The sequence below is a fragment of the Phenylobacterium sp. genome, assembly GCF_030651755.1.
Lineage (GTDB): Bacteria > Pseudomonadota > Alphaproteobacteria > Caulobacterales > Caulobacteraceae > Phenylobacterium.
Genome location: NZ_JAUSBZ010000150.1, coordinates 15,668 through 40,162, shown reverse-complemented (window position 1 = coordinate 40,162; position 24,495 = coordinate 15,668). Strand labels below are relative to the sequence as shown.

Below are 24,495 nucleotides of genomic sequence, written 5' to 3'. Positions count from 1 at the left end.
TTGATCAGCCGGTGGCGGGTATCGCGCCAGGGCCGGACTGTCTACCCGTTCCCCGCACGGTCATCAAAGCGGCGCAGAACCTCCGCGGCGGCCCGCTCGGTTTCGGCCAGGGGCTCGTAGGTCCAGCTGTGGAAGGCCCCGCCAAAGGGCCGGGCGGCGCCCAGCCGTTCCAGCTCCTCATGATAGAGGCGGAACTTCAGGCTCTCGCCCTCCATCTTGAGAATGAAGACCGGCTTGCCGGTGGACGCCGCCTCGGTGGTCATATTGGTGGATTCCTCGGTGACGAGGACATAGTCGGCCGCCGCCAGGAAGGCGAAATAGGGATTGTCCCCCTCGCCATCCCAGATCAATCCAGGCAGGTGCCGCAGACGCGCGCTGAGCAGGGCCTTGGCGTCGTCGGGTGTGCGGCGGGAGAATGTCACCATGACCGACCCGCCCTCCTGGGCGACGGGCAGTTCGATCTCGTGGGCCATGGCCGCGGCCCGCTCGGCGGACAGGCCGAAGGCCTTTGACTTGCCCCCGATCAGCACCGCCACCCGCGGCTGGGGGAGCAGCGCGAGCTGATCCTCAAAACGGGCGTAGTCGGCCGCCAGGCGGGCGGGGGTGACCCGGTGCGGGGCGCCGACGATGGGGACGACATTCTCGCCCTGCAGGCGGTCATGCTTGGGCGGGATGACCAGGTCGAAGGCGCCGGCGGGCACCCGGGGGTCCTGCAACTGAACGACGAAGGTCTGGCCCTTGCTCCAGCGGCGCATCCGAAGGGACAGGGGCAGGGTGGCCCGGCCCGCGGCGATCCAGATGTCGGGCCAGGGTGGCGCGATGTCGGCGCCGGGCGCCAGGGCCCTGAGGGGCGCCGGGTTCAGCCACCAGGGCAGGGCGCCCATCTGGCCGCGCCAACCGATGCGCTTCACCGACAGCGCGATGGGGCGCAGAGCCCCCAGGGCCTCGGCGAGGCCCAGACCCTGGTTCTCGATGCCCGCCCGGCCATCGGAAACCACCCAGACCCGGAGAGGGGACGCAGGAAGAGCGTTCACAGGACTTTCCATCCCAGCGCCTCAGGGGCGCTGCGGATCGGGAGATGTCGGATCATTGCGGCGCCGACGTGGCGAACTCAGATCCAGTCGACCCTGAGCAGCTCATAGGAGCGGACGCCGCCCGGCGCATTGACCTCGACCACGTCGCCGATTTCCTTGCCGATGATGGCGCGGGCGATCGGAGAGGAGATCGATATGCGACCGGCCTTCACGTCGGCCTCGTGCTCGCCAACGATCTGGTAGCGGGCCTCTTCCTCGGTGTCTTCGTCCACCAGGGAGACCGTGGCGCCGAACTTCACCTGTTTGCCAGACAGCTTGGAAACGTCGATCACCTGAGCGCGGGCAAGCTTGTCCTCGATCTCGGCGATCTGGCCTTCGATCCAGCCCTGCCGCTCCTTGGCGGCATGGTACTCAGCATTCTCCGAGAGGTCGCCGTGCTCGCGGGCCTCAGAGATCGCAGCGATTACAGACGGCCGCTCGACCGTCTTCAAACGCTTCAGTTCTTCGTCGAGAGCCTGATAGCCCCCGACGGTCATCGGGACTTTTTCCATGGCGGATGAGGACTCGGGTAGTGCGCCTAAGGGAATTCTCCGGCCGCGGGCGCCAACGTCCGGGGGGGAGACGATATGAGTGTGCGCTGCGAAACGCAAGTGGCGGACGCGGCGGAGCGGTTGTGAGCGGTCCCCGGGACCGGCCGGTCAGGCGCTCTCGCTGACGACGCAGCCGCGGAGTTCGGCCTCGTCGGGCGCCTCATAGGCCTTCTCGGTGAAATGGAACATTTCCGGCGTCACCAGAAGGCGAAACCCCTCGCCACTCACTTCCTGCCGCCCAAGAACCCGTTCCCGACGCACCTCAGCCGGGGCGGTGACAAAGTGGAACTGCAGAGGAATCTCGACGGCCTCGGCGATCTGCGCCACCCGCTGGCGGTCGCTGCGACGCATGAGGCCGAGGTCCAAAATAACCGAGGTTCCCGCCGCCAGCACCGCAGCGGCCGTCGACCAGATCTGCGCTTCGCAGCGATCGACCCGCTCCATCATCCACTGGAATTCCAGCGGTTCGGGCATGTCGGGGCCAAACAGTCGGCCCATCCAGTCATCTATGGCGAAGGCGACGGCTGGAAGCCTGCGCGCAAGGTCGCGGGCATAGGTGGACTTGCCGGCCCCCTGGGGCCCGAAGATCACATGCAGCGTGGCGGTCATCAGGGGGGCTTAGCGGACCGAAAGCCCGCCGTCGATGACCAGTTCAGCGCCGGTCACATAGCGGGACTCGTTGCTGGCCAGCCAGAGCACCCCCTCGGCGATATCGGAGGGATCGCCCTTGAAGCCCAGGGGGGTGGCTGCTCCAGCCATGGCGTCGAGGGTCGCCGCCCGCTGCGGAGCGACGTTGGCGCCCGGCCCGCCCGTGCCGATGATGGTGTCCCAGATGGGCGTCTCGATGATTCCGGGATGGACGGAGTTGACCCGCACCTTGTCCTGGGCCGCCGCGCACTCCAGGGCTACGGACTTGGTGAACAGGCGCACCGCGCCCTTGCTGGCGCAGTAACCGGCCAGGGAGGCGGCGCCCTTCAGGCCCGCCACCGACGACATGTTGATAATGCTGCCGCCGTCGCCGCTGGCGCGGATCAGCGGCAGGGCATGCTTCACGCCCAGGAAGACGCCCTCGACATTGACCGCCATCTGGCGGCGGAAGTCGGATAGGCTCATCTCGATCACCGAGCCGCCCAGGCCGATGCCGGCGTTGTTGACCAGTATGTCCAACCGGCCGTGCGCCTTGCGCACAGCCTCGATCACCTCGGCCCATTGAGCCTCATCGGTGACGTCCTGGTGCAGATAGCTCGCATTTTCGCCTCGGGACGCGATCCCGGCGGCGACCTCGTGACCGGCCCCGTCGCTAAGATCGGTCAGGACGACATGTGCGCCTTCAGCCGCCAACCGTTCGGCGCAGGCTCGCCCAATACCACTGGCCGCGCCTGTAACCAGGGCCACCTTGCCCTCAACCCGTCCCGCCATGATCGTCTCCGTCCCTTGCGTCTGAGTGCGCTTTGAGGACGGGCCTAACCCAGGCGCGCCAGAGAGGGAAGCCTGGCCTTGTGGATCAAGGCGGCGGTGGAAGGCGACAGATCGATGGTCGACGGCTTGAACCCTCGCCTCGATTGGCGAGGTTCAAGGCCCATCCGGCATAGTGATGGGCTGACGGACCTGGAGGTGAATCCAGGGAAAACCTCAGAGGCGGAACCGCTCAGGCTATCCCGGAAACCCCTTCAACTCACCGCATATAGGACGGACTGCCCCCGGCCGTGAGCAAGCCAAACAGCATGGCTCCTCCCAGCAGGACGATCAGCGCGACAATCATGAGGTCGGTGGCGCCCTCGAACCTTTGCAGCAGATGACGGCGCCGCGGCGGATGGTCGGTTTCGTGACCTTCATCCATATGCATGGCGTGCTCCCTAAACAGTCTTCTGGTTGCGAGCCTTGGCCAGGGGGCCAGGGCTCGATGCCGGACTGTGACAGGGTCACGGGAAGACACTGTATTGCGGGCGACCGCGTAGTCTGTACTGGGCCGCCCTCAAGCGCCCGTGCCTGTTTAAGCCAGGCGACTGAAAAAAGCCTGCGCCCGACTCAGGCCGGCGTCAACGTCAACCGAACGTTGTTTTTGCCGACAAAGGCAAAAAAGCGTCATTTCTGACATAATTGATAAAAAAGCGTCGCGGGAGCGGCCTCACCCGTGGCTGTAGCTTTGAAGCGGACGCACATCGAGGCTGTCGGTCGCCGTGGCCACAATGGCCTGCGCCGCGGCCAAGGCCCCGGCGGCCGTGGTGAAGTAGGGAGTCTTCATCATCAGGGCCGTGCGGCGGATCTCGAAAGAGTCCGACAGGGACTGTTTGCCCTCGGTGGTGTTGAAGACGAGCTTCACCTCACCGTTCTTCATCGCGTCGACGATGTGGGGGCGCCCCTCCAGGACCTTCTTGATAGGCTGCACGCTCAGCCCCTGCTCGGCCAGATAGTCGCTGGTGCCACTGGTGGCCAGAATGGTGAAGCCCTGTTCCAGCAACAGGCGCACAGGCTCCAGAATCCACGGCTTGTCGCTGTCCTTGACCGACACGAAGACCGCTCCGGACTTGGGCAACACGACCCCGCCGCCAAGCTGGCTCTTGGCGAAGGCCCGGGCGAACGCCGCTGAGGAGTCGGGCTCGCCTTCCCGACGCCAGTCCAGACCCATGACCTCGCCGGTGGAGCGCATTTCCGGGCCAAGCACCGTGTCGACGCCGGCGAACCGGGCGAAGGGGAAGACCGCTTCCTTGACGGCCACGTGGTCGTAGGGCGCTTCAACCAGATCGAAGTCCGACAGCTTGCAACCCGCCATGACCTTGGCGGCGATGGCCGCCAGTGGTCGGCCGATGGTCTTGGCCACGAAGGGCACGGTGCGGCTGGCCCGGGGATTGACCTCCAACACATAGATCCGCGGATTTTCGCTGTGCGGTTCTTCGATGGCGAACTGCACATTCATCAGGCCGCGCACCTGCAGAGCGTGCGCCATGGCCTCGGTCTGGCGCTTGAGCTCGGCGATGGTTTCGGGCTTCAGCGAGAAGGGCGGCATGGAACAGGCGCTGTCGCCCGAATGGACGCCGGCTTCCTCAATATGCTCCATCACCCCGGCGACGAAGACAGCCTCCCCGTCGCAAATGGCGTCCACATCCACCTCGGTGGCGCGGGACAGGTACTGGTCGAGCAGGACGGGGCTGTCGCCTGAGACCTGCACGGCGTCGCGGACGTAACGGGCCAACTGCTCGTCGTCGCGGATGATCTCCATGGCCCGGCCGCCCAGCACATAGGACGGACGGATCACCACTGGATAGCCGACCTGGTGGGCGGCCTTGAAGGCCTCCTCGTCGGAGCGGGCGATGGCGTTGATCGGCTGGGCGATCTTGAGCCGGTGCAGCAACTGCTGGAAACGCTCGCGGTCCTCGGCCAGGTCGATGGCGTCGGGGCTGGTGCCGAGGATCGGAATGCCGGCGTCCTCAAGCGGCTTGGCGAGTTTTAGCGGCGTCTGGCCGCCGAACTGGACGATGACGCCCAGCAGGGTTCCCCGCGTGCGCTCCACCTCGATCAGCTCCAGCACGTCCTCGGCGGTCAGGGGCTCGAAGTACAGGCGGTCGGAGGTGTCGTAGTCGGTGGAGACCGTCTCGGGATTGCAGTTGACCATGATCGACTCCACCCCGATGTCGGCCAGGGCGAAGGCGGCGTGGCAGCAGCAATAGTCGAACTCGATTCCCTGGCCGATCCGGTTGGGACCGCCCCCCAGGATGATGGCCTTGCGAGCCTCGCTGGGATCGCTCTCACACTCGGGGATCTGGCCCAGCGCCCCAGTCTCATAGGTCGAGTACATGTAGGGCGTCTCGGCGCGGAATTCGCCGGCGCAGGTGTCGATGCGCTTGAAGACCGGGCGAACCCCCAGGCCCCGCCGCTGCTCACGCACCTCAGCCTCGGTAGTGTGGGTCAGGGCCGCCAGGCGGGCGTCGGCGAAACCCTGAGCCTTCAGGGCGCGGAAGGCCTCCGCGGTCCCGGGCAGGCCGTCGCGGGCCACCCGGGTTTCTTCTGCGACAAGGTGTTCGATCTGCCGGAGGAACCACGGCTCATAGGAACAGGCCGCCTGCACGTCCTCGACGCTCAAGCCATGCCGGAAGGCCTGGGCGATGACCCGGAGGCGGTCTGGCGTCGGCTGGCCCAGGGCCCGGACGATGGCCGCATGGCCCATCTCAGGATCGTCAGCATTCTCGATGGCGATCTCGTCCAGGCCGTTCAGCCCGGTTTCCAGGCCGCGCAGGGCCTTCTGCAGGCTCTCGGCGAAGGTGCGGCCGATAGCCATCACCTCACCCACCGACTTCATGGAGGTGGAAAGGGTCGCCTCGGCGCCTGGATATTTCTCGAAGGCGAAGCGGGGGATCTTGGTGACCACATAGTCGATGGACGGCTCGAACGCGGCTGGCGTGGCGCCGGTGATGTCGTTCATCAGCTCATCAAGGGTGTAGCCCACGGCCAGGCGGGCGGCGACCTTGGCGATGGGGAAGCCAGTGGCCTTGGAGGCCAGGGCCGAGGAGCGCGAGACCCGGGGGTTCATCTCGATGACCACCATGCGGCCGTCAGCGGGGTTCACGGCGAACTGCACGTTCGATCCGCCGGTCTCGACCCCAATCTCACGCAGCACCGCGATCGAGGCGCGGCGCATCCACTGGTATTCCTTGTCGGTCAGGGTCATGGCCGGGGCGACCGTGATGGAGTCCCCGGTATGGACCCCCATCGGGTCGATATTCTCGATGGAGCAGACGATGATGCAGTTGTCCGCCTTGTCGCGGACGACCTCCATCTCATACTCCTTCCAGCCCAGGACGCTCTCTTCGATGAGCACCTCTGTGGTGGGCGAGAGGTCAAGGCCGCGCTCGACGATCTCGCGGAACTCCTCGACATTGTAGGCGATGCCGCCGCCGGTGCCGGCCAGGGTGAAGGACGGCCGGACGATGGCCGGCAGTCCGACGAACTCCAGCCCCTCCAGGGCCTCGGCCATGCTGTGGGCGGCCTTGGACTTGGGGCTTTCCAGCCCGATGGCGTCCATGGCGTTGCGGAATTTCTGGCGGTCCTCGGCCTTGTCGATGACATCGGCCCGGGCGCCGATCATCTCGACATTGTACTTCGCCAGGGCGCCGGAGGCTTCGAGGGCGAGCGCGGTGTTCAGGGCCGTCTGGCCGCCCATGGTCGGCAGCAGCGCGTCTGGGCGCTCTTTGGCGATGATCTTCTCGACCATCTCAGGGGTGATCGGCTCGATATAGGTCGCATCGGCCACATCGGGGTCGGTCATGATCGTGGCCGGGTTCGAATTGACCAGGATGATCCGATAGCCCTCAGCCCGCAGGGCCTTGCAGGCCTGGACGCCGGAATAGTCGAACTCGCAGGCCTGGCCGATGACGATCGGCCCGGCGCCGATAATGAGGATGGAGGAGATGTCGGAGCGTTTGGGCATGTTTCTTCCGCGCGCAAGGACGGCCGCGCGCTGAGCGCGCCCGACACCGATCAGAATGCAGGTTAAGGCGCCCGTTTAGAGACGGAGTCGGGGGCGTGCAAGCGCCTCATGCGCCCAGGAGGTTAACTGGCGCCAGGTGAGCCCGACAATGAAAAGGGGCCAACGCCGAAACGTCGGCCCCTGAGAGGTCCTGACGGCAGGGCCCCATCGGCCCCCGCGGCGGATCAGACCTGCAGGTTTGAAGCCGCCATCTTGCCGCTGCGGCGATCGCGCTCCAGCTCGAAGGTGATCTTGTCGCCCTCATTGAGCGTGCGCAGGCCAGCGCGCTCAACGGCGGAAATATGCACAAAAACGTCGGGGCCGCCCTCATCGGGGGTGATGAAGCCGAAGCCCTTCTGGCCGTTGAACCACTTTACGGTGCCGGTAGACATGGAGGTATCAGTCCTTGGAGAAATCAGCCGCCCGCGAACCGTTTCATTGCGGGGGATCAATGGCCGCAGAGGCTTGTGGCGTAACGAATTCCGTCCAAACAGACACGGGAGACGTCGACCATCGCCTTGCGAACCTGACCTGAAAAATCTCGCCGAAAATTCGCAGACCGGCAAGTCGAATCCCCTCGCGCCGCCCCCCTGTCTCGGGTCCCGCTCCGGGACGGGCAGGGCGGCTGCGACGATGTTGCCGGTTCCCGTGCGACGGGAACGCGCCTCGCCAGTTAGGAATGGCTGGGTTGGCCCGCCGCGTGCTACGGGGTCATGCGGGAGGACCATTATGAGAAAATTAATCCTTGTCAGCATGCTTGCCGCGACGCTTCCGGGGCTGGCCATGGCCGCGCCGAGCGCCGGGCCCGCCCTGAACGCCCAGCCAAGCTCGCCGCTGAGCCTCGCCCTCCCGCAGGATGATGAGCCTGGGCAAGGGGACAAGGTCCGCATGACCGTTGTTCAGACGACCCTCGCGCCTGGCGAGAGCCTCCCCGACAACGCCCGCACCGCCCTGCGCTACATCTACGTGAAGTCCGGTCGTTTGCAGGTCTCCAACCTGGTCACCGGCGACCGGCAGGATGTCGAGGCCGGGGAGTTCGCGGTGGAGTCCGCCGGCCAATGGCACACCGGCAAGGCCATGGGCGCCGAACCGGCCGAAATTCTCCTGATCGAACAGGCCCCCGCCGACCTTTGAGGCTAGCGGCCTGGCGCGAGCCGTTCGCATCGACGCATAGAGTCTTGCCCCAGGCTGGCCAGCCCGGCAGGTTGGCCAGCGCAGATTCCACCTGCCGCTCATTCCGAAGAGACGCCGTGCCCGCCGTGACCGCCGACGACCTCTCCGTCCTGATGTCCAAGATCGCCGACGGCGATCGCGAGGCGCTGCGACAACTTTACCAGGCCACCTCATCGAAGCTATTCGGCGTCTGCCTGCGTATCCTCTCCGACAAGGATGAGAGTGAGGACGTTTTGCAGGAGGTCTATGTCACGATCTGGCGGCGCGCTGACCGGTTTGACGCCGGGCGGGCCAGTGTGATGACCTGGATTTCCACCATCGCTCGCAATCGCGCCATCGACCGGCTCCGCGCCCGGGGGCCGCTGGCCCACGCCGAGCAGATCGAGGAGATGGAGATCGCCGATGGGGCCCCGAGCGCCACGGCCCTCCTGGAATCGGCCGAGCAGGTCGGAGCTCTCCAGCGCTGTCTCTCTGAACTGGACGACCGCACTGAACAGGCGATCCGCACCGCTTTTTTTGAGGGCGTCACCTACGAGGCCCTGGCCCAACGGCTGGATACGCCCCTGGGCACGGTCAAGAGCTGGATTCGGCGGGGGCTGATGAAGCTGAAAGGGTGCCTGGAGCCATGAGCGACACGGGTCCTGAATTGAACGAGCCAGAAGCCCTGGCCGCGGAGCACGCCCTGGGCGTCCTGACGGCGCCCGAGCGGGCCGCCGCCGAGCGTCGCATGGCGGCGGAGCCCGCCTTCGCCCAAGCGGTGGACGCCTGGCGTCGACGTCTCGCCCCCCTGGTCATGGAGATCGCTCCGGTCACGCCCTCCAATGAGGTTTGGCCGCGGATCGAGCGCGCCTTGCCGGTCAATGACAACAATCCGCAATTGGCGCGGCGGCTGGTCTTCTGGCGGGGGGCTACGGTGGGCGCCATGGGCCTTGCGGCGGCGAGCCTGATGGCGGCTGTCTATCTGGGCAATCGCCCGCCGGTGGTGATCCCGGCGCAGGCGCCCGCGGCCGTGCCCATGCTGAACGCCAGTCTGAATACGGAAGGGGGCCAGCCCCTGTTCGTGGCGTCCTATGACCCGGTTCGGCAGGCCCTGATCATCACCTCGTTGGTGCCGCCCGGAACCGATCCGCTGCACGTCCACCAGGTCTGGCTGATCGCGCCGGAGGACGGCGTGCCGCGGTCGCTGGGGATGGTGGAGCCGGGCACGGCCAAGACCGTTCCTCTGGACGCCTCCATCTCACAGCTGGCCCACGAGGGCACGGAGATCGCCGTCTCGGTGGAGCCCCTGGGCGGCTCGCCGCAGCCCGGCCCGAGCGGACCGGTGGCCGCTATCGGGGCCCTCGGCCAAATCTAACCGGTCAGCCGGCGTCCGCCATCATCTTGGCGAAGCGGTCGAACAGGTAGAGGGAGTCCGTGGGGCCAGGCGAAGCTTCCGGATGGTGCTGGACCGAAAAGACGGGCCGGTCTTTCAGGGCGACGCCGGCGTTGGTGCCGTCAAACAGCGAGACATGGGTTTCCACCACAGGCTCGGGCAGGCTGTCGCGATCGACGGTGAAGCCATGGTTCATGGAAACGATCTCCACCTTGCCGGTGGTCAGGTCCTTGACCGGATGATTGGCGCCATGGTGGCCCTGGTCCATCTTCACCGTCCGGGCGCCGAGCGCCAGGGACAGCAACTGGTGGCCCAGGCAGATGCCGAACACCGGCACGCCGCTGTCGACGAGCTTGCGGATCTCCGGGACAGCGTAGGCGCCGGTGGCCGAGGGGTCGCCCGGACCGTTGGACAACAGAACGCCTTGCGGTTTGCGGGCCAGAACATCCTCCGCTGATGTCGAGGCGGGCACGACGGTCGCCCGGGCGCCGACGCTGGTCAGGGCGCGCAGGATGTTGCGCTTGACCCCGTAGTCCATGACGACGACCTCGAACTTCGCTTCCGGCGCCGGCTGGGCATAGCCCTCGGGCCAGTTCCAGAGACCCTCGCCATAGACGAAGGGCTGCAGGCAAGACGCCTCCTTGGCGAGGTCCAGCCCCACCAGCCCGTTCCACTGCCGCGCCTTGGCCACCAGGGCTTCCAGATCGAAGCGGCCCTGCGGATCGTGGGCGATCACCCCGTGGGGCATGCCCCGCTCACGGATGCGACGGGTCAGCGCCCGGGTGTCGACGCCGGCCAGACCGACGACGCCGCGCCGGGCCATCCAGCCGGCGAGATCGGAATCAGACCGCCAGTTGGCCGGGGCTGTGGGGACGTCGCGGAAGATGGCGCCCCGGGCCGAGGTTTCGGCCGCGCCGGACATCTGCTCGATGTCCTCGATATTGGTTCCGACATTGCCGATGTGCGGAAAGGTGAAGGCGACGATCTGGGCCATGTAGGAGGGATCGGTGAGGATCTCCTGATAGCCGGTCATGGCGGTGTTGAAGCAGACCTCGCCGACGGCGTCGCCCACGGCGCCGACGCCGATCCCCTGAAGAACAGTCCCGTCCGCCAGGGCCAGCACGCCGGTCGCGCCGGAGAGAAGTTGGCTCGTCATGGGGGACTCCTTTGAGGGCGGGCTATGGTCGCAAAAAGGCGGGCCAGGGTGAACCCCGCCCGCCGTGCAAACGGCGGCGTAGGTACTCCAGTCCCGCCATCCGGGTCAATGCAGGTGACCCGGCCGGCGCGTCGCACTAGGCTTTCCACCCATAAGCCGATCAAAAGCAAGGGGCGCCCATGACATCGCCAGGTCACGTCGATCCCGACCGCGACGCCTGGGGCCTGTTTAAGTCCCTGCCACGGGATCAGCCGATCCACATGCTGAACCTCATTCGCCTCAAGGGGCTGGCGGACTATCCCGAGGATCATCCCGACCACGGCAAGGGTCTAACAGGGCTGCAGGCCTATCAGGCCTATGGCCGCACCACCGCGCCGATCTTCCAGCGGCTCGGGGGCGCGCAGGTCTGGGTGGGGCGGCCAGAGGTGACCCTCACCGGCCCACGGAATGAGGCCTGGGACCTGGCCTTCATCGCCGCCTATCCCAATGCCGAGGCCTTCATCGCGATGGTCAGAGACCCAGAATATCAGGTCCTGGTCGCCCACCGGACCGCAGCTGTCGCAGACTCCCGGCTGATCCGGATGGCGCCTCAATCCCCGGGCGGAGGCTTTGGCCAGGGGGGCTAGCGCTCCAGCACCTGGGATATGGCGCCGAACAGGTTCTCGGCCCGGATGGGCTTGGCGATATGGCGGTCAGCCCCCGCCTGGGCGCTGGCCTCCCTGTCCTCAGGGCCAGCATTGGCCGACAACACGATGATCGGCAGGCGATACCCCTTGGCCTCGGCCTGACGGATGGCGCGGATCGCCTCAAACCCGTCCATCACCGGCATCCGCAGATCCATCAACACCAGATCAAACGCGCTGGCGGCGAGGGCGGTGAGGGCTTCGGCCCCATTTTCCACGCTGACCACCTCCACGCCGGCGGCGTCCAGCATCAGCTCGACAACCCTTCGATTGGTGGGATTGTCATCGGCCAACAGGACCCTAAGCCCCCCCGTGCTCACCGAATCGGCCGTCGCCTGGGGCGTGCTCACCGGTCCCAGTTCGTACTGCAGCAAGCCGGCCACCAGGCTTTCCAGGCGCGCGCTTGAAGCTGACAGCTCGGCGAGAATCGCCTGCTGCGACTCGTTGAGGGGGGTGGCCTCCAGGGCCTGGGCCAGGCCCATCACCCCATTGAGGGGCGTGCGGAATTCGTGGCTCATATCGGCGAGAAACTCGCTCTTGGCCCGGCTGGCGGCGGCCTCGCGCAACAGAGCCTGGGCCAGGGCGTCGGACTGGGCCTTCATCTCGGTGATGTCCACCCGAAGACCGATGAGGCCGCCATCGGCGGTGCGTCGGTCCTCGACCATCAGCCAGCGGCCGTCGGAGAGCTGCTGCTCAAGCCGTTCGCCGGTGGGATGCTCCAGCTTCGCCAGGCGCTCGGCGAGCCAGGCTTCCTCGCGGCCGACGGCCTCAGGATAGTCTCCGCGCGCCACGCCGATCCGCAGGGTGTCGGCCAGGAGCCGCCCAGGCTCGAACAGGTCGGCCGACCGGTGATAGATCTCGGCGTAGCGCTGGTTCCAGAGGATGTAGCGCCCCTCGGCGTCCAGAAACACGACGCCCTCGGGGAAGGCGTCGATGGCCGCCTGCAGGCGCGCCTGCGCGGCTTCACCCTCGCTTCGCAGCTGCGTCAGCGCGCCGCCGCCAATCAGCCGATCCAGCGTTCGGACCAAGGCGCGCCCGACCGCGCCGATCCCCACCCCTGACATACGCAACTCCAACACCCCTGACGTGTGCCAACAGGACCTCACAGTTGTTGCGAAAGTCCTGCCAGGGACGTCACAGTGTGGTCTTGGGGACGGTGCGCTCGGATAATGGGCGCCCAGACGCGCGGGCGCCCCGTGGGCGGGCGTGGTTCGCAAATCGCGGTGTTGGCGCTAAGAGGCGGCCATGACCATCACCACCCTCGGCTTGGACGCCGACGACACCCTCTGGCACAACGAGACGATCTTCCGCCTGACCCAGGCCAGGCTGTTTGATCTGCTGTCCGACGTCGCTGATATCGACACCCTGGGCGCCCGCCTGGCCGAGGTGGAGCATCGCAACCTGCGGCTCTACGGCTATGGGGTGAAGGGCTTCACCCTGTCGATGATCGAGACCGCCATGGACCTGACGGGCGGGGAGGCGCCGCCGCACATTGTCCGCGAGATCCTGGCGGCGGGCCGGGCCATGCTCACCGAGCCGGTGGAGCCCCTGCCTGGCGTGGACGACGCCCTGGCGCAGCTTTCGGAACGCTATCGGCTGGTCCTGATCACCAAGGGTGACCTTTTGCACCAGGAGCAGAAGCTGGCCGCCTCAGGCCTCGGCGACCTGTTTGTGGCGGTGGAGATCGTCAGCGAGAAGGACGCCTCGACCTATGAGCGGGTTTTCGCCCGCTACGGAACCGGGGCGGCGCAGGCCGCCATGGTGGGCAACTCCCTGCGTTCGGACATCCTGCCGGCCCTGGAGGCCGGGGCCTGGGCCGCCCACGTGCCGTATCCCGTGACCTGGGCCCACGAGATGGCCGAAACCCCCAAGGGCCATCCGCGCTTCGCCGAGCTGGCCAGCATTTCGGAACTGCCGGCCTGGCTGGAAAAAGTGAGCTGAAGGTCCTCCCGTGTCACACACGGCCACCGCCGCGCGTCCTTGTCGCATCATGCGGGAGGCGCGGGATGTTGCGACATTGGGAAGGGGCCGTAGCGGGGCTGTTGGGTCTGGGCCTCGGGGCCAACGGGCTCTTTATGCTGTGGGCGCCCTTCGATTGGTATGAGGCGACGCCTGGGGTGGTGAAGACCGGGCCGTTCAATGGCCACTTCGTGCGCGACGTCGGCGCGGCCTATCTGGTTTGCGCCGTCGCGCTGGCGGTCTCCGCCTGGAAGCCACGCAAGGCTTGGCCGGCCCTGCTGGCCGCCGGAGGGTTCCTGAGCCTGCATGCAGGGGTTCATCTGTCGGACACGATCTGCGGTCGCTCCAGCCTTGGCGACCTCGCCCGAGACCTGCCGGGCGTGTTCCTGCCGGCGCTCCTGACGGTCGGGCTTGGCCTGCGCGCGGCGACGGAGGCCTGAATGCTGAAGGCAATTCTGGCACGGCAGCTCGACCGTTTCGAGCAAGCCTGGTCCTATGATGCGAGCTACCTACGTCGGTTGCTGGCGGCCAATCCTGTGAGTGTCCTGAAGTTCAGTCTGGTGAGCGGAATGGCGCCAAGGCGCGCCGCGCCCCTTGGCGCCGTAGCGGCGGCGGAGATTGTCGCCACATTGTCCGAGGATTGCGGCTCCTGTGTCCAGATCGTTGTCGACAGGGCCATGGCCGAAGGGCTTTCGCCAGATGTGCTGCGCGCCATTCTCGACGGAGATCTGGAGGCCATGGGAGAGGAGGCGGCGATCGCCTGTCGGTTCGCGCGGGCCACCCTGGATCGCGACCTCGAGGCGGCTGACCGTCATCGGGACGACATCGTGCGGCTGTGGGGAGAGCGGGGCCTCGCCGCCATTGCGCTCGCTCTGACCACCGCCAGGCTCTATCCGACGCTGAAATATGCGCTCGGATACGGAAGGACCTGCACGCAGGTGGCCGTCGGCGACGGACCGCTGGTCCTGACGCCGAGGCGGAGCAGCCTGTGACGGCGCCCCCCGATCTCGCCGCCTTCGAGGCCGCGCGTCCGCGGCTGCGGCGTCTCGCCTACCGTATGCTGGGCTCGGTGACCGAGGCGGAGGACGTGGTGCAGGACGCATGGATCCGCTGGAGTCAGACCGGGGGGGAGGTCGAGGACCCCACCGCCTGGTTGGTGCGCACGACGAGCCGGCTCTGCATTGACCGCCTGCGGGCGGCCAAGGTGCGCCGCGAGACCTATCGTGGTCCCTGGCTGCCTGAGCCGCTGATCGAAGACCTGAGCGAAGATCCCCTTGAACGAGCCGAGGACGTCTCGGTGGCCTTCCTCCTGGCGCTGGAGCGCCTGTCGCCCCTGGAGCGGGCGGTTTTCCTACTGCACGGGGTATTTGACGAGGACTACGCGGCCGTCGCCCGAGCGCTCGGCCGCAGCGAGGCGGCGGTGCGCCAGCTGGCGAGCCGGGCGCAGGCGCATCTGAAGGCGGCGAAGCCGCGCTTCGCCGTCGACCAGGCCGCCGCGGGGCGTCTCGCCAACGCCTTCATGGCGGCTGCGGCAAAGGGCGACCTGGCCGGTCTGCGCGATCTCCTCGCCGAGGACGCCGTGATGATCACGGATGGCGGCGGGAAGCGCAGCGCCGCCCTGCGGCCGCTGGTGGGCGCGACGGACATCGTTGCGATGATCCAGGGGCTGGCCTGGCGAGGTCGCGCCTGGCCCATTTCGACCGACGGGGCGCTGCGCTACCGGGCCGTCCGTATCAACGGCCTTCCGGGCCTTATCCTGGAACCGGATGATGGCCCCATGACCATGGCGTTTCAGCCGGACGAGGCCGGGCGCCTGGCCGCCATTTACATCACCCGCAATCCCGAAAAGCTGGCGCACCTCAGCCGCTGAAGGGTGACGGCGGCCGGACCCTGGCGCATATGTCGGGGGTGAAGTTTGACGAACGGTTCCTCGACGAGATCAAGGCCCGCCTGCGCCCCTCCGACGTGATCGGGCGCACGGTGAAACTGCGCAAGCAGGGCCGGGAGTTCGTCGGCCTGTCGCCCTTCACCAAGGAGCGGAGCCCGTCGTTTTTCGTCAACGACGACAAGGGCCAGTTCTTCGACTTCTCCTCGGGCAAGACCGGCGACCTGATCACCTTCCTGCAGGAGACCGAGCGGCTGACCTTCGTCGAGGCCGTCGAGCGTCTGGCCGCAGAGGCTGGGGTGCCCATGCCGGCGCCCGATCCGCAATCGGCTGAGCGCGACCGGGTGCGCCAGGGCCTGGCCGAATGGCTGGAGCAGGCCGGGGCCTGGTTCCAGGCCGAGCTTAGGCGCCCCGTTGGCCGGGAGGCCCGCGACTACCTCGCCGCCCGCGGCCTGCCAGAGGCGGAATGGGCGCGGTTCGGCATCGGCTATGCGCCGGGCGGGCGCACAGCGTTGAAGGACTATCTGGTGGCCAAGGGCGCGCGCCCGGGGGAGCTGGTGGAGGCGGGCCTGCTGATCGCGCCCGAGGACGGCGGGGCGCCCTATGACCGCTTCCGCGATCGGATCATGTTTCCCATCGCCGATGGGCGAGGGCGCTTCGTCTCCTTCGGCGGCCGGGCCATGGATCCCAAGGCCCGGGCCAAATATCTGAACGGCCCGGAGACCTCGGTCTTCCACAAGGGCCATGTGCTCTATGGAATGGGCGAGGCGCGCAAGATCCTGGGGGCCGCGCCATCGGGCGAGAACCCCTCCCTGGTGGTGGTGGAAGGCTATATGGACGCCATCGCCTGCCATCGGGCGGGCGTCGCGGCGGTGGCGCCCATGGGCACGGCCCTGACCGAAGAGCAGATGGAGATGCTCTGGCGGCTCCACCCCGAGCCGACCCTGTGCTTCGACGGTGACCGCGCCGGCCGGCAGGCCGCCTTCCGCGCCATGGATCGCGCCCTGCCGATCCTGAAGCCCGGCAAGAGCTTCCAGTTCTCTCTGGTCGAGGGCGGCAAGGATCCCGATGACGTGCTCCGTGAGCAGGGGCCAGTCGCCCTGCGCCAGCAGCTGGCCACGACCACGCCCTTCGCCCAGGCTCTGTTCGAGCGTGAACGCGACCTCGAACCCCTGGACACGCCCGAACGCCGTGCGGGGCTGAAGGGCCGTCTGCGACAAGCCGCCGCATCCATCGCCGACAGCGACCTGCAACAGGCCTACCGGCAGGACCTGCTGGAACGCTATGATGGCCTGTTCCGCAAGGCCGACAGCGCCCCCGGCCAGCGGCCGCCCTGGCGGCCTGCGGGTCCGCGCCAGGGGCGCTGGAAGGGGCGCGACAACGCCTGGGAACAGGCCCAACCCCCCACCGCCCGGGGCAAGGCGGCGGCAGGTCAGCTGGCCCGGGGCCTTGAGCCGGCGGCGGCGGCCCTGGCCGCGTTTGCCCTGGCCCGGCCAGCCGTCCTGGAGGACCATCTTGAGGACGCTTTCGCCACGGATGGCTTCGGCGAACCGGCGCTCTGCGAATTGGTCAAGGAAATCATTCGCCTGCGACTGGAGTCTGACCACCTTGACTCCGACAGCCTGACGCGCCATCTCGCACTATGCGGGTTTAATGCGCTGCTGACAGACATCGACCGGGCCGCTGCGAAATCGGGCGCGCCCTTTTTGAAACCGGATGTCTCCCTCGAAGCCGCGAATTCGCAGTGGTCGCAAGCCTTCGCCCGCCTCTCACGGCTGGCGTCGCTCGACAAGGCGCTCGACGCCTCGAAGGGAAACCTTCGAGGTCGTTCGGACATGGAAGCCTTCGAGCGTCTCAAGGGGGAACGCGACGCACTCAGACGCGCGACCAGAGAGTGGAACGATTGAAGCCGGTTTCGGGTCGTACTCCATACGGCCCATTCGGCCCCTGTTAGTCATAATCGGCCCGTTCCTTGCAGGAGGCGGCGGACCGAACCGGAGAATTCGATGAGCACCAATACGGCCGAAGCGGAAACGACCGAAGCCCAGACCAGCGATGGTCCGCTGCTCGACCTGACGGACGCCGCGGTCAAGAAGTTCATCAAGCAGGCCAAGACCCGCGGCTACGTCACCATGGACGAGCTGAACAAGGTCCTGCCGTCGGAGGAAGTGACCTCCGAGGCGATCGAAGACACCCTGGCCATGCTCTCGGAGATGGGCGTCAACGTCGTCGAGGCCGAAGAGGACGCCGAGGGCGGCGAGGTCGCGGTCCGCGAGGAGACCGCCGTCGTCGAGACGACCAAGGAACCCGCCTACGACCGTACCGATGACCCCGTGCGCATGTACCTGCGTGAAATGGGTTCGGTGGAGCTGCTCTCCCGCGAGGGCGAGATCGCCATCGCCAAACGGATCGAAGCCGGTCGCGACACCATGATCCGGGGTCTGTGCGAAAGCGCCCTGACCTTCGAGGCCATCATGGTCTGGCGCGAGGAGCTGGCCTCGGGTCGAATTCTCCTGCGCGAGGTGATCGACCTCGAACAAACCTATGGCGGCCAGAACACCGGGACCGAGGAAGAGACCGCCGAGGTCAAGCCGGCCGGCGAGCCTGTCCCCGGTGAGGCCAAGGCCGAAGGTGAGGGCGACGACGACGACGACGATTTCGACGACGGCGCTGGCCCCACCATCAGCGCCATGGAGGCCGAGCTACGCGACGGCGTCATGGAGACCCTCGACGCCATCGCCTCCGAATTCGACGCCTTCCGCCGCCTTCAGGAAAAGCTGGTGGCCCGCAGGCTGGCCGGCGAAGACCTTGGCGACGCTGATCGCAAGGCCTTTGAGGCGGCGACCACGGTCATCGTCCAGCACCTGAAGACGCTCAAGCTCAACAACAACCGCATTGAGGCCCTTGTTGAGCAGCTCTATGCAATCAACAAGCGCCTGATGGGCCTGGAAGGCCGCCTGCTGCGTCTGGCCGACTCCTATGGCATCAGCCGCCTGGAGTTCCTTAAGGCCTATTTCGGCGCCGAGCTCGATCCCAACTGGACAGACAAGGTCAAGGAACTGGGGGTTCGCTGGACCAAGTTCACCGAGAACGACGCGGGCCAGATCAACGACATCCGCACAGAGATCGCCGCGCTCGCCACCGAGACCGGCGTGGCCATCGATGACTATCGCCGGATCGTCCAGACCGTGCAGAAGGGCGAGCGCGAGGCCCGTCAGGCCAAGAAGGAAATGGTCGAGGCCAACCTGCGCCTCGTCATCTCCATCGCCAAGAAATACACCAACCGCGGCCTGCAGTTCCTGGACCTGATCCAGGAGGGCAATATCGGCCTGATGAAGGCGGTAGATAAGTTCGAGTACCGCCGCGGCTACAAGTTCTCCACCTACGCCACCTGGTGGATCCGGCAGGCGATCACCCGCTCGATCGCCGACCAGGCCCGGACCATCCGCATCCCGGTGCACATGATCGAGACGATCAACAAGATCGTCCGCACCTCGCGCCAGATGCTGCACGAGATCGGCCGCGAGCCGACCCCGGAGGAACTGGCCGAGAAGCTGGCCATGCCGCTGGAAAAGGTCCGCAAGGTCCTGAAGATCGCCAAGGAGCCGATCAGCCTCGAAACCCCCATCGGCGACGAGGAAGACTCACACCTGGGCGACTTCATCGAGGACAAGAACGCCATCCTGCCCATCGATGCGGCCATCCAGTCCAACCTGCGCGAAACCACCACCCGGGTGCTGGCCTCGCTGACCCCGCGGGAAGAGCGGGTTCTGCGCATGCGCTTCGGCATCGGCATGAACACCGACCACACGCTGGAAGAGGTCGGCCAGCAGTTCAGCGTCACCCGCGAACGGATCCGCCAGATCGAGGCCAAGGCGCTGCGCAAGCTCAAGCACCCGAGCCGCTCGCGAAAACTCCGCAGCTTCCTCGACAGCTAAAACCCCAGAACCCCGCCGGAAACGGCGGGGTTTTTCGTTGCGCCAGGCGATCCAGGGGTTCCTCCTAATAAGAGGGGACACAAAGGCCACGAAGGGGCGCGAAGGACACAAAGGCGACGCCGCCGGTCCTTCGTGTCCTTCGCGCCCCTTTGTGTTCTTCGTGTCCCGACTTTTCTTGCGCTACGCGCTAGCCGTGGCCCCGCCGCGCGCGGAAAGCCGCTTCGACCGACGGCATGACCAGCCAGCTGATGTCCTCGCCGACCGACTCGAGCTCCTTGGCGGTGCTGGAGGAGATGTGGAGGAACTGCGCGTCGCAGATGAAGTGGACCATCGGGATCGTGGGGTCGAGCCGCTCGGCCAGGCCGTGGAGATTGAATTCTTCATGGAAGTTGGTCGCCTCGCGCAGGCCGCGCACGATGTGGGTGGCCCCGATGGCCCGCGCATAGCGGACCAGGCTCTGGCGGGCGTATTCGCCGACCTCGAGGGACTGATCGAGGATTGCGCCGGCGTCCGGCCAGAGGTCCAGCACCGAGCGGCGAATGAGTTCTGTGCTCTGCTCTACGCTGAAGGCCCGCTGCTTCCGCACATTGGTGCCGACAGCGACATGTACGCCGTCAAAGGTCATGAGCGCCTTGCGGATGATGTCGAGGTGGCCGCGCGTCACGGGATCGAAGGAGCCCGCATAGAGGGCTTTCGTCCGCTGAGGCTTGTTCAATTGCATCGCACCACCTGTGGGCCAGGGGCGCAGCCTCCGATGACCCACCGCCCGATGCAAGGCGGCTTGTGCGCTGATCGCCTCCAACAAAGGACCCGAGCAAGGATACTGGCCCGTTGCGGGCGGGCCGGAGACTGGCGCCAGGCGCGGCCTTGTCGCAAACAGGCGCGTCCCAGCAAGAGCGCGTCATGGCCAGAATTCTCTTCGTCACCCACCCAGAGGTCGTGATCGATCCCGACGTGCCGGTGCCCCGTTGGCCCCTGTCGGCCAAGGGGCGGGCGCGTATGGAAGCCCTGGCTGAGGCGCTTACCGGTCTGCCGGTTCGCGCTGTCTGGTCGAGCGATGAGCAGAAGGCGATGGATGGGGCCGCGATCCTGTCGGAACGGCTACGGGCGCCCCACCAGGTCGATAGCCGGCTGGGGGAGAACGACCGCTCGGCCACCGGCTATATCGCGCCGCCGCGGTTCTGGGAGGTGGTGGCCGCGTTCTTCGCCCATCCAGACGATAGCGTGCTGGGTTGGGAGACCGCCCGGGACGCCCAGAACCGAATCCTGGCGGCGATGGAGCGGGTCGAAGGGGAGGCCAAGCCTGGCCTCACCATCGTGGTGTCCCATGGGGGTGTCGGCCAGTTGCTGACCGCCGCCCTTCAGAAGGTCGCGATCGGACAGGAGTCCAAGGCCCCCAATCCCAGCGGCGGCGGCTATCTCCTGCTCGGAACCTCGCCGCTGCGGCGCGTTGGCGACAGCTGGGGCGATATCGACACGATCACCTCGGGCCCCGGCTGGGCCGAGCTGTCGGCGATGCGGCTCTAGCGGCGTTCCTGCAGGCGCAGCAGGGCGTCCCACATGGACTGGGCCGCGCCGATGGTGGCGAGGTTAGCCTTGAACTGGTGCTTGGCCGTGATCTGCTCAACGGCCTCCCGCTCATAGCTGGAGGTCGAGCCTTCGACGCCCATGGTGGCGGTGCGCTGGGCGGAGGCTTCGAAGCGGCGGCTGGCGGCGAGCATGCCGTAGCTGGCGGTGGCGATGGGGTCCATGGGCGGTTCTCCTGCCCAGACACTCTGCGCGCCCTGCGGTTAAGGCTCCGCTTGCAAGAATGGTGAACGCCGGTCGTTTAACGCCAGCCGTAGTTGAAACTGATGCTGATCCGCGGCGTCTTGGCGGCGTTGGCCGGCACCTCGTGACGCAGCCAGCTTTCCCACATCAGGATCGTGCCGGGCTGCGGCTGCAGATAGACGAAGCTGCGCTCGGTCTCCGGCGCCTCGGCCAGGCGGGGCGGGGCGGCCATCATCAGGGGCAGGCGGGGATCTTCCAGCTTGAGCGCGCTGGCGCCGGGCGGGGTGCGCACATAGACCGTGCCCGACAGCACGCTGTGGGGATGGATGTGGCCGCTATGGCCAGCGCCGGGCTTCAGCAGATTGACCCAGAGGCTGTCGAGCTTCAGTCGTCGGGCGCCAAGGTCGAGGTGCAGGGCCTCGGCGTAGGCCTTGGCGTGGCGATCCAGCTTGGTTTTCAGATGAGAGAACACCGTCGCCCGCTGCGGCAGGTCGTCGAGGGAGGCGTAGGAGGTGTAGCCCCCATAGGAATTGGCCTTGCACCAGGCCCGCCCGGCGCCGTCCTCGGCGGCCAGCATTTCGACGGCCTCTTCCAACTCGACGTTGAGGTCGGCGAAGCCCGCCTCCCCGGCCAGGGAGGCTTCATAGATTTGGGTGACGAACAGGGGGCGCAGGCTCATGATCGGGCGCTTACATCACACGATCACCAAGGGAAAGCCGCGCGCCCGAAACGCGCCGTATTTTAAGGGCTTATGCTTGGCCTGGAGGACTCTGACATGAAATCCCTATCCCTCGTCGCCGCCCTTGCCCTGCTGGCTCTTGGCGCTGGCGCAGTCCAGGCGCAGCCGGCCCAAAATTATCTCACGCCCACCACGACCGAGGTCTGTCTCGACGTCAGTGGGGCGACATTACCGGTGATCTGTAAGGTCCCCGCCAGCCGCCTGGACAAGCGCGAGGACATCTGCAGCTGCCCGCAGGGGATGCGCACCAAGGTCGCCGTCTGCGCGCCTGGCCAGAACCCGCCTGGCGAAACGGTGGCTCTGAACATGGCGCGTCGCGAAGCCGCCCGGGACGGAAGCCTGATCGGCGATACGTTCCAGGGCCGGCCGATCTGCGTCGCCCCGCGGGGCTGACGCAGACCGCCCTGGCGGCATTAGCTCCCCAGGGCGCCGTAGACCATCTTCTGGAAGACCGGCAGGGCGGCGCGACCGCCCATGCGCTGGCCTGTGGCCAGTTGGGCGGCGGCCTCAGGTCCAAGCTCGATTGAGTTCTGGATCAGATAGATCAGCACCATGTCGGCCTGCGGATCGGCCTGCCACCAGGTGCCAAAGGCGCCGGGCCAGCCAAAGGCGCCGGCGTTTCCAGCCCCCATCCAGGCCTGTTTCACCGGATCGGTGATCACCGAGACGCCGAGGCCAAAGCCCTGGCCCAGCCAGAAGGGAATGCCCATGAACGGGATGGCCTTCTGGGCATCAGTCAGCCGGTCGGCGGTCATCATCTCGACCGTCGCCGTCTTCAGCAGGCGCACCCCGTCCACCTCGCCCTTGCCCAGCATCAGGCGCGCGAACTTCAGATAGTCGTCGGCGGTGGAGACGAGACCCCCGCCGCCGGCGGCGAAGACCGGCGGGGCCGGATGGTAGGGGAAGGGGACCTCTTCCATGGCGTCGGTCTTCGGATTGATCCGGTAGAGCTTGGCCCCCCGGTCCAGCTTCTCCGGCGGCACATGGAAGGCGGTGTCGGTCATGCCCAGCGGGCCGAAGATCCGGTCCTGCAGCACCTGGTCCAGGGGCTTGCCCTCGATACGGGCGACGATGAAGCCCAGGACGTCGGTGGCGTGGCTGTAGTGGAACCGCGCGCCGGGCTGATAGCTGAGGGGAAGCTCGCTCAGGCGCTTCATCCATTCGTCGGGGGTCAGTGGGGTGCCGAGCGCCGGCCCCAGGGCCTTCTCATGGGCCTGAGCGATGGGCCCGACGGAGGTGAATCCATAGGCGAGGCCTGCCCGATGGGTCATGAGATCCTCGATGGTGATCTCGCGGCTCGCCGGGACCGTCTGGTCCAGGGGGCCGTCGGCGGCCTTCAGCACCCGCATGTCGGAAAATTCCGGGGCCCAGCGGGTGATCGGGTCCTCCAGCTGCAGACGGCCTTCCTCCAGCAGCATCAGGGCCGCCACCGAGGTGATCGGCTTGGTCATCGAGGCGATGCGGAAGATGGTGTCCCGGGTCATGGGCTTGTCGCCGCCGATGTCGCGACGGCCGATCGTATCCACCTGGACCACCTCGCCCTTGCGCCACACCAGGGTGACGAAACCCGACAGGTCGCCGGAATCGACCACCCCCTGCAGCGCCGGACCGATGGCCTCCATGCCGCTTGCGGAGAAATCCCCATCCATCGGTGTCATCCCTTCGTAGAGTCGTTCATGTGATGCTGGCCGCCATAGCGCCGGGACGGCGCGCCGACGTCAAGCCGAACCCAGGAGACCCCAGACCATGACCTTGCCGCCCCTGCGTCAGGCCCTGGCGCTCGCCTGTCTCGGCCTGGCGCTGAGCGCCTGTTCTCCGCTGACCGCCTTTGCGACCCTGACCCCCACCGACCGCGCTCAGCAGACGGGCCAGGGCCTGGCCTATGGTCCCGAACCCCGTCAGCGCCTGGACCTCTACGCCCCGCCGCAGGGCGCCAAGGGGGCGCCGGTGGCGGTGTTCTTCTATGGCGGCACCTGGGAGGACGGCCGTCGGCAGGACTATGGCTGGGTGGGGCGCGCCCTGGCCGCCGAGGGCTTCCTGGCCCTGGCCCCGGACTACCGGCTCTATCCCGAGGTCGCCTATCCGGCTTTTCTGGAGGACGGCGCGGCGGCGGTCGCCTGGGCGGTGGAGAACGCCGCCCGCTATGGGGGCGATCCCAGCCAGATCGTGCTGATCGGCCACTCGGCCGGGGCCTATAGTGCGGTGATGCTGGGCCTGGATCGCCGCTATCTGCAGGCGGCCGGCGTCGATCCGTCCCGCATCCGGGCGGTGGCGGGCCTGGCGGGACCCTATGACTTCCTGCCCCTGGAGGGGGAAACGGTGCGCGGGGTGTTCGGCGCCGCCGAGGATCTGGCCGCCACCCAGCCGATCAACCTGGCGGACGCTCAGGCGCCCCCGACCTTCCTGGCCACCGGCGACAGCGACAGCGTCGTCCGGCCCCGCAACACCGAGGCCCTGGCCGCGGCCCTGCGCGCCCAGGGTGTGGCCGTGGAGACGAAAACCTATCCCGGTCTTGGCCATGCGGGCGTGCTGCTGGCCCTGTCCCGGCCCCTGCGGGGGCGGGCGACGGTGCTGGCGGATATGAGCGCCTTCCTGCGTCGGCACACCCAGGTCGCCGGGCCGGGGGACAAGGTTGCGGCGCGCCAGACACCCTGACCCCTTACGCCGTAAAGGCTCAGCCGCCGCTTCCCTTGGGTCAGCCTATTGCAACGCGGCAATTGAACCGGAGGGTT

General features: G+C 67.2%; 26 protein-coding genes. 13 read left to right on the top strand and 13 right to left on the bottom strand.

All coding sequences use genetic code 11. The annotated features are described in order from the left end of the window. Positions 1-41: 41 nt before the first annotated feature. The 7 genes from Q7V15_RS14520 to Q7V15_RS14490 form a co-directional block, all read right to left on the bottom strand. Positions 42-1,046, bottom strand: a complete 1,005-nt coding sequence (locus Q7V15_RS14520) for a mitochondrial fission ELM1 family protein (protein WP_304756447.1) — start codon at positions 1,044-1,046, stop codon at positions 42-44. A 65-nt stretch (positions 1,047-1,111) separates the two neighbouring features. Continuing rightward, complete coding sequence (gene greA, locus Q7V15_RS14515; RefSeq protein ID WP_304756446.1) at positions 1,112-1,585, bottom strand: transcription elongation factor GreA; 474 nt, start codon at positions 1,583-1,585, stop codon at positions 1,112-1,114. Between the two features lie 147 nt (positions 1,586-1,732). Continuing rightward, complete coding sequence (locus Q7V15_RS14510) at positions 1,733-2,233, bottom strand: ATP-binding protein (RefSeq protein WP_304756444.1); 501 nt, start codon at positions 2,231-2,233, stop codon at positions 1,733-1,735. Between the two features lie 9 nt (positions 2,234-2,242). Further along, positions 2,243-3,043: a glucose 1-dehydrogenase gene (locus Q7V15_RS14505; protein WP_304756442.1), complete on the bottom strand. Its 801-nt coding sequence runs from the start codon at positions 3,041-3,043 to the stop codon at positions 2,243-2,245. Between the two features lie 256 nt (positions 3,044-3,299). Next, complete coding sequence (locus tag Q7V15_RS14500; RefSeq protein ID WP_304756440.1) at positions 3,300-3,470, bottom strand: hypothetical protein; 171 nt, start codon at positions 3,468-3,470, stop codon at positions 3,300-3,302. Between the two features lie 282 nt (positions 3,471-3,752). Continuing rightward, complete coding sequence (gene carB, locus Q7V15_RS14495) at positions 3,753-7,049, bottom strand: carbamoyl-phosphate synthase large subunit (protein WP_304756439.1); 3,297 nt, start codon at positions 7,047-7,049, stop codon at positions 3,753-3,755. A 224-nt stretch (positions 7,050-7,273) separates the two neighbouring features. Beyond that, complete coding sequence (locus tag Q7V15_RS14490; protein ID WP_293322384.1) at positions 7,274-7,480, bottom strand: cold-shock protein; 207 nt, start codon at positions 7,478-7,480, stop codon at positions 7,274-7,276. 391 nt (positions 7,481-7,871) lie between these two features. Here Q7V15_RS14490 and Q7V15_RS14485 point away from each other — a divergent pair, with 391 nt between their 5' ends. From Q7V15_RS14485 to Q7V15_RS14475, 3 genes are all read left to right on the top strand, one after another. Further along, on the top strand, positions 7,872-8,222 hold the full coding sequence (locus Q7V15_RS14485; RefSeq protein WP_304756438.1) for a cupin domain-containing protein: 351 nt from the start codon (positions 7,872-7,874) through the stop codon (positions 8,220-8,222). 116 nt (positions 8,223-8,338) lie between these two features. After that, on the top strand, positions 8,339-8,890 hold the full coding sequence (locus Q7V15_RS14480; RefSeq protein ID WP_304756436.1) for a sigma-70 family RNA polymerase sigma factor: 552 nt from the start codon (positions 8,339-8,341) through the stop codon (positions 8,888-8,890). Then, entirely contained in the window at positions 8,887-9,615 is a 729-nt protein-coding gene (locus Q7V15_RS14475) for an anti-sigma factor domain-containing protein (protein ID WP_304756435.1), read from the top strand. The genes Q7V15_RS14480 and Q7V15_RS14475 overlap by 4 nt, the downstream gene beginning before the upstream one ends. 4 nt (positions 9,616-9,619) lie before the next feature. Here Q7V15_RS14475 and carA read toward each other — a convergent pair whose 3' ends face one another. Next, complete coding sequence (gene carA, locus Q7V15_RS14470; protein WP_304756434.1) at positions 9,620-10,789, bottom strand: glutamine-hydrolyzing carbamoyl-phosphate synthase small subunit; 1,170 nt, start codon at positions 10,787-10,789, stop codon at positions 9,620-9,622. A 179-nt stretch (positions 10,790-10,968) separates the two neighbouring features. Here carA and Q7V15_RS14465 point away from each other — a divergent pair, with 179 nt between their 5' ends. Next, the gene (locus tag Q7V15_RS14465; protein WP_304756433.1) at positions 10,969-11,415 is read left to right on the top strand and encodes a DUF1330 domain-containing protein; all 447 of its coding nucleotides are present in this window, start codon (positions 10,969-10,971) and stop codon (positions 11,413-11,415) included. On the opposite strand, the gene Q7V15_RS14460 is transcribed toward Q7V15_RS14465, so the two are convergent. Continuing rightward, positions 11,412-12,536 carry a response regulator gene (locus Q7V15_RS14460; protein ID WP_304756432.1) on the bottom strand — a complete coding sequence of 375 codons (1,125 nt, stop codon included), beginning with the start codon at positions 12,534-12,536 and terminating at the stop codon, positions 11,412-11,414. The two genes, Q7V15_RS14465 and Q7V15_RS14460, sit on opposite strands and share 4 nt — an antisense overlap. Before the next feature lie 181 nt (positions 12,537-12,717). On the opposite strand from Q7V15_RS14460, the gene Q7V15_RS14455 reads away from it, so the two are divergent. The 6 genes from Q7V15_RS14455 (at position 12,718) to rpoD (ending at position 19,254) form a co-directional block, all read left to right on the top strand. Next, the gene (locus Q7V15_RS14455; RefSeq protein ID WP_304756431.1) at positions 12,718-13,413 is read left to right on the top strand and encodes an HAD family hydrolase; all 696 of its coding nucleotides are present in this window, start codon (positions 12,718-12,720) and stop codon (positions 13,411-13,413) included. A gap of 65 nt (positions 13,414-13,478) precedes the next feature. After that, positions 13,479-13,871, top strand: a complete 393-nt coding sequence (locus Q7V15_RS14450; RefSeq protein ID WP_304756430.1) for a hypothetical protein — start codon at positions 13,479-13,481, stop codon at positions 13,869-13,871. Next, positions 13,872-14,423: a hypothetical protein gene (locus tag Q7V15_RS14445; RefSeq protein ID WP_304756429.1), complete on the top strand. Its 552-nt coding sequence runs from the start codon at positions 13,872-13,874 to the stop codon at positions 14,421-14,423. Further along, a complete protein-coding gene (gene sigJ, locus Q7V15_RS14440) occupies positions 14,420-15,301 on the top strand; it encodes an RNA polymerase sigma factor SigJ (RefSeq protein WP_304756428.1) in 882 nt (293 codons plus the stop codon). Before Q7V15_RS14445 ends, sigJ begins: the two co-directional genes overlap by 4 nt. 38 nt (positions 15,302-15,339) lie before the next feature. Continuing rightward, the gene (gene dnaG / locus Q7V15_RS14435) at positions 15,340-17,223 is read left to right on the top strand and encodes a DNA primase (protein ID WP_304756460.1); all 1,884 of its coding nucleotides are present in this window, start codon (positions 15,340-15,342) and stop codon (positions 17,221-17,223) included. A gap of 99 nt (positions 17,224-17,322) precedes the next feature. Further along, the gene (rpoD, locus tag Q7V15_RS14430) at positions 17,323-19,254 is read left to right on the top strand and encodes an RNA polymerase sigma factor RpoD (RefSeq protein ID WP_304756427.1); all 1,932 of its coding nucleotides are present in this window, start codon (positions 17,323-17,325) and stop codon (positions 19,252-19,254) included. Positions 19,255-19,441: 187 nt separating this feature from the next. Here rpoD and coaD read toward each other — a convergent pair whose 3' ends face one another. Then, on the bottom strand, positions 19,442-19,975 hold the full coding sequence (gene coaD / locus Q7V15_RS14425) for a pantetheine-phosphate adenylyltransferase (RefSeq protein ID WP_304756426.1): 534 nt from the start codon (positions 19,973-19,975) through the stop codon (positions 19,442-19,444). A 182-nt stretch (positions 19,976-20,157) separates the two neighbouring features. Between coaD and Q7V15_RS14420 the strand changes: the two genes are divergently transcribed. Then, complete coding sequence (locus Q7V15_RS14420; RefSeq protein WP_304756425.1) at positions 20,158-20,781, top strand: histidine phosphatase family protein; 624 nt, start codon at positions 20,158-20,160, stop codon at positions 20,779-20,781. On the opposite strand, the gene Q7V15_RS14415 is transcribed toward Q7V15_RS14420, so the two are convergent. Together Q7V15_RS14415 and Q7V15_RS14410 are read right to left on the bottom strand one after the other, a co-directional pair. Beyond that, positions 20,778-21,005 carry a flagellar hook protein FlgE gene (locus tag Q7V15_RS14415; RefSeq protein ID WP_304756424.1) on the bottom strand — a complete coding sequence of 76 codons (228 nt, stop codon included), beginning with the start codon at positions 21,003-21,005 and terminating at the stop codon, positions 20,778-20,780. The genes Q7V15_RS14420 and Q7V15_RS14415 overlap by 4 nt on opposite strands. A gap of 77 nt (positions 21,006-21,082) precedes the next feature. Beyond that, entirely contained in the window at positions 21,083-21,703 is a 621-nt protein-coding gene (locus tag Q7V15_RS14410; protein WP_304756423.1) for a TIGR02466 family protein, read from the bottom strand. A 96-nt stretch (positions 21,704-21,799) separates the two neighbouring features. Here Q7V15_RS14410 and Q7V15_RS14405 point away from each other — a divergent pair, with 96 nt between their 5' ends. Then, positions 21,800-22,156 carry a hypothetical protein gene (locus tag Q7V15_RS14405; RefSeq protein WP_304756422.1) on the top strand — a complete coding sequence of 119 codons (357 nt, stop codon included), beginning with the start codon at positions 21,800-21,802 and terminating at the stop codon, positions 22,154-22,156. Between the two features lie 20 nt (positions 22,157-22,176). Here the strand turns inward: Q7V15_RS14405 and Q7V15_RS14400 are convergent, their stop codons facing one another. Then, positions 22,177-23,412 (bottom strand): serine hydrolase, encoded by a 1,236-nt coding sequence (locus tag Q7V15_RS14400; RefSeq protein WP_304756420.1) that lies wholly within the window; start codon positions 23,410-23,412, stop codon positions 22,177-22,179. A gap of 97 nt (positions 23,413-23,509) precedes the next feature. Between Q7V15_RS14400 and Q7V15_RS14395 the strand changes: the two genes are divergently transcribed. After that, positions 23,510-24,418: an alpha/beta hydrolase gene (locus Q7V15_RS14395; RefSeq protein ID WP_304756418.1), complete on the top strand. Its 909-nt coding sequence runs from the start codon at positions 23,510-23,512 to the stop codon at positions 24,416-24,418. The last annotated feature ends 77 nt before the right edge of the window (positions 24,419-24,495 follow it).

Bases quoted from the DNA above. Each gene is read 5' to 3' on its own strand.
- Q7V15_RS14520 (WP_304756447.1), bottom strand. From the start codon at position 1,046: ATGGAAAGTCCTGTGAACGCTCTTCCTGCGTCCCCTCTCCGGGTCTGG.
- greA (WP_304756446.1), bottom strand. From the start codon at position 1,585: ATGGAAAAAGTCCCGATGACCGTCGGGGGCTATCAGGCTCTCGACGAA.
- Q7V15_RS14510 (WP_304756444.1), bottom strand. From the start codon at position 2,233: ATGACCGCCACGCTGCATGTGATCTTCGGGCCCCAGGGGGCCGGCAAG.
- Q7V15_RS14505 (WP_304756442.1), bottom strand. From the start codon at position 3,043: ATGGCGGGACGGGTTGAGGGCAAGGTGGCCCTGGTTACAGGCGCGGCC.
- Q7V15_RS14500 (WP_304756440.1), bottom strand. From the start codon at position 3,470: ATGCATATGGATGAAGGTCACGAAACCGACCATCCGCCGCGGCGCCGT.
- carB (WP_304756439.1), bottom strand. From the start codon at position 7,049: ATGCCCAAACGCTCCGACATCTCCTCCATCCTCATTATCGGCGCCGGG.
- Q7V15_RS14490 (WP_293322384.1), bottom strand. From the start codon at position 7,480: ATGTCTACCGGCACCGTAAAGTGGTTCAACGGCCAGAAGGGCTTCGGC.
- Q7V15_RS14485 (WP_304756438.1), top strand. From the start codon at position 7,872: ATGGCCGCGCCGAGCGCCGGGCCCGCCCTGAACGCCCAGCCAAGCTCG.
- Q7V15_RS14475 (WP_304756435.1), top strand. From the start codon at position 8,887: ATGAGCGACACGGGTCCTGAATTGAACGAGCCAGAAGCCCTGGCCGCG.
- carA (WP_304756434.1), bottom strand. From the start codon at position 10,789: ATGACGAGCCAACTTCTCTCCGGCGCGACCGGCGTGCTGGCCCTGGCG.
- Q7V15_RS14465 (WP_304756433.1), top strand. From the start codon at position 10,969: ATGACATCGCCAGGTCACGTCGATCCCGACCGCGACGCCTGGGGCCTG.
- Q7V15_RS14460 (WP_304756432.1), bottom strand. From the start codon at position 12,536: ATGTCAGGGGTGGGGATCGGCGCGGTCGGGCGCGCCTTGGTCCGAACG.
- Q7V15_RS14455 (WP_304756431.1), top strand. From the start codon at position 12,718: ATGACCATCACCACCCTCGGCTTGGACGCCGACGACACCCTCTGGCAC.
- Q7V15_RS14450 (WP_304756430.1), top strand. From the start codon at position 13,479: ATGTTGCGACATTGGGAAGGGGCCGTAGCGGGGCTGTTGGGTCTGGGC.
- Q7V15_RS14445 (WP_304756429.1), top strand. From the start codon at position 13,872: ATGCTGAAGGCAATTCTGGCACGGCAGCTCGACCGTTTCGAGCAAGCC.
- rpoD (WP_304756427.1), top strand. From the start codon at position 17,323: ATGAGCACCAATACGGCCGAAGCGGAAACGACCGAAGCCCAGACCAGC.
- coaD (WP_304756426.1), bottom strand. From the start codon at position 19,975: ATGCAATTGAACAAGCCTCAGCGGACGAAAGCCCTCTATGCGGGCTCC.
- Q7V15_RS14420 (WP_304756425.1), top strand. From the start codon at position 20,158: ATGGCCAGAATTCTCTTCGTCACCCACCCAGAGGTCGTGATCGATCCC.
- Q7V15_RS14415 (WP_304756424.1), bottom strand. From the start codon at position 21,005: ATGGACCCCATCGCCACCGCCAGCTACGGCATGCTCGCCGCCAGCCGC.
- Q7V15_RS14410 (WP_304756423.1), bottom strand. From the start codon at position 21,703: ATGAGCCTGCGCCCCCTGTTCGTCACCCAAATCTATGAAGCCTCCCTG.
- Q7V15_RS14405 (WP_304756422.1), top strand. From the start codon at position 21,800: ATGAAATCCCTATCCCTCGTCGCCGCCCTTGCCCTGCTGGCTCTTGGC.
- Q7V15_RS14400 (WP_304756420.1), bottom strand. From the start codon at position 23,412: ATGGATGGGGATTTCTCCGCAAGCGGCATGGAGGCCATCGGTCCGGCG.
- Q7V15_RS14395 (WP_304756418.1), top strand. From the start codon at position 23,510: ATGACCTTGCCGCCCCTGCGTCAGGCCCTGGCGCTCGCCTGTCTCGGC.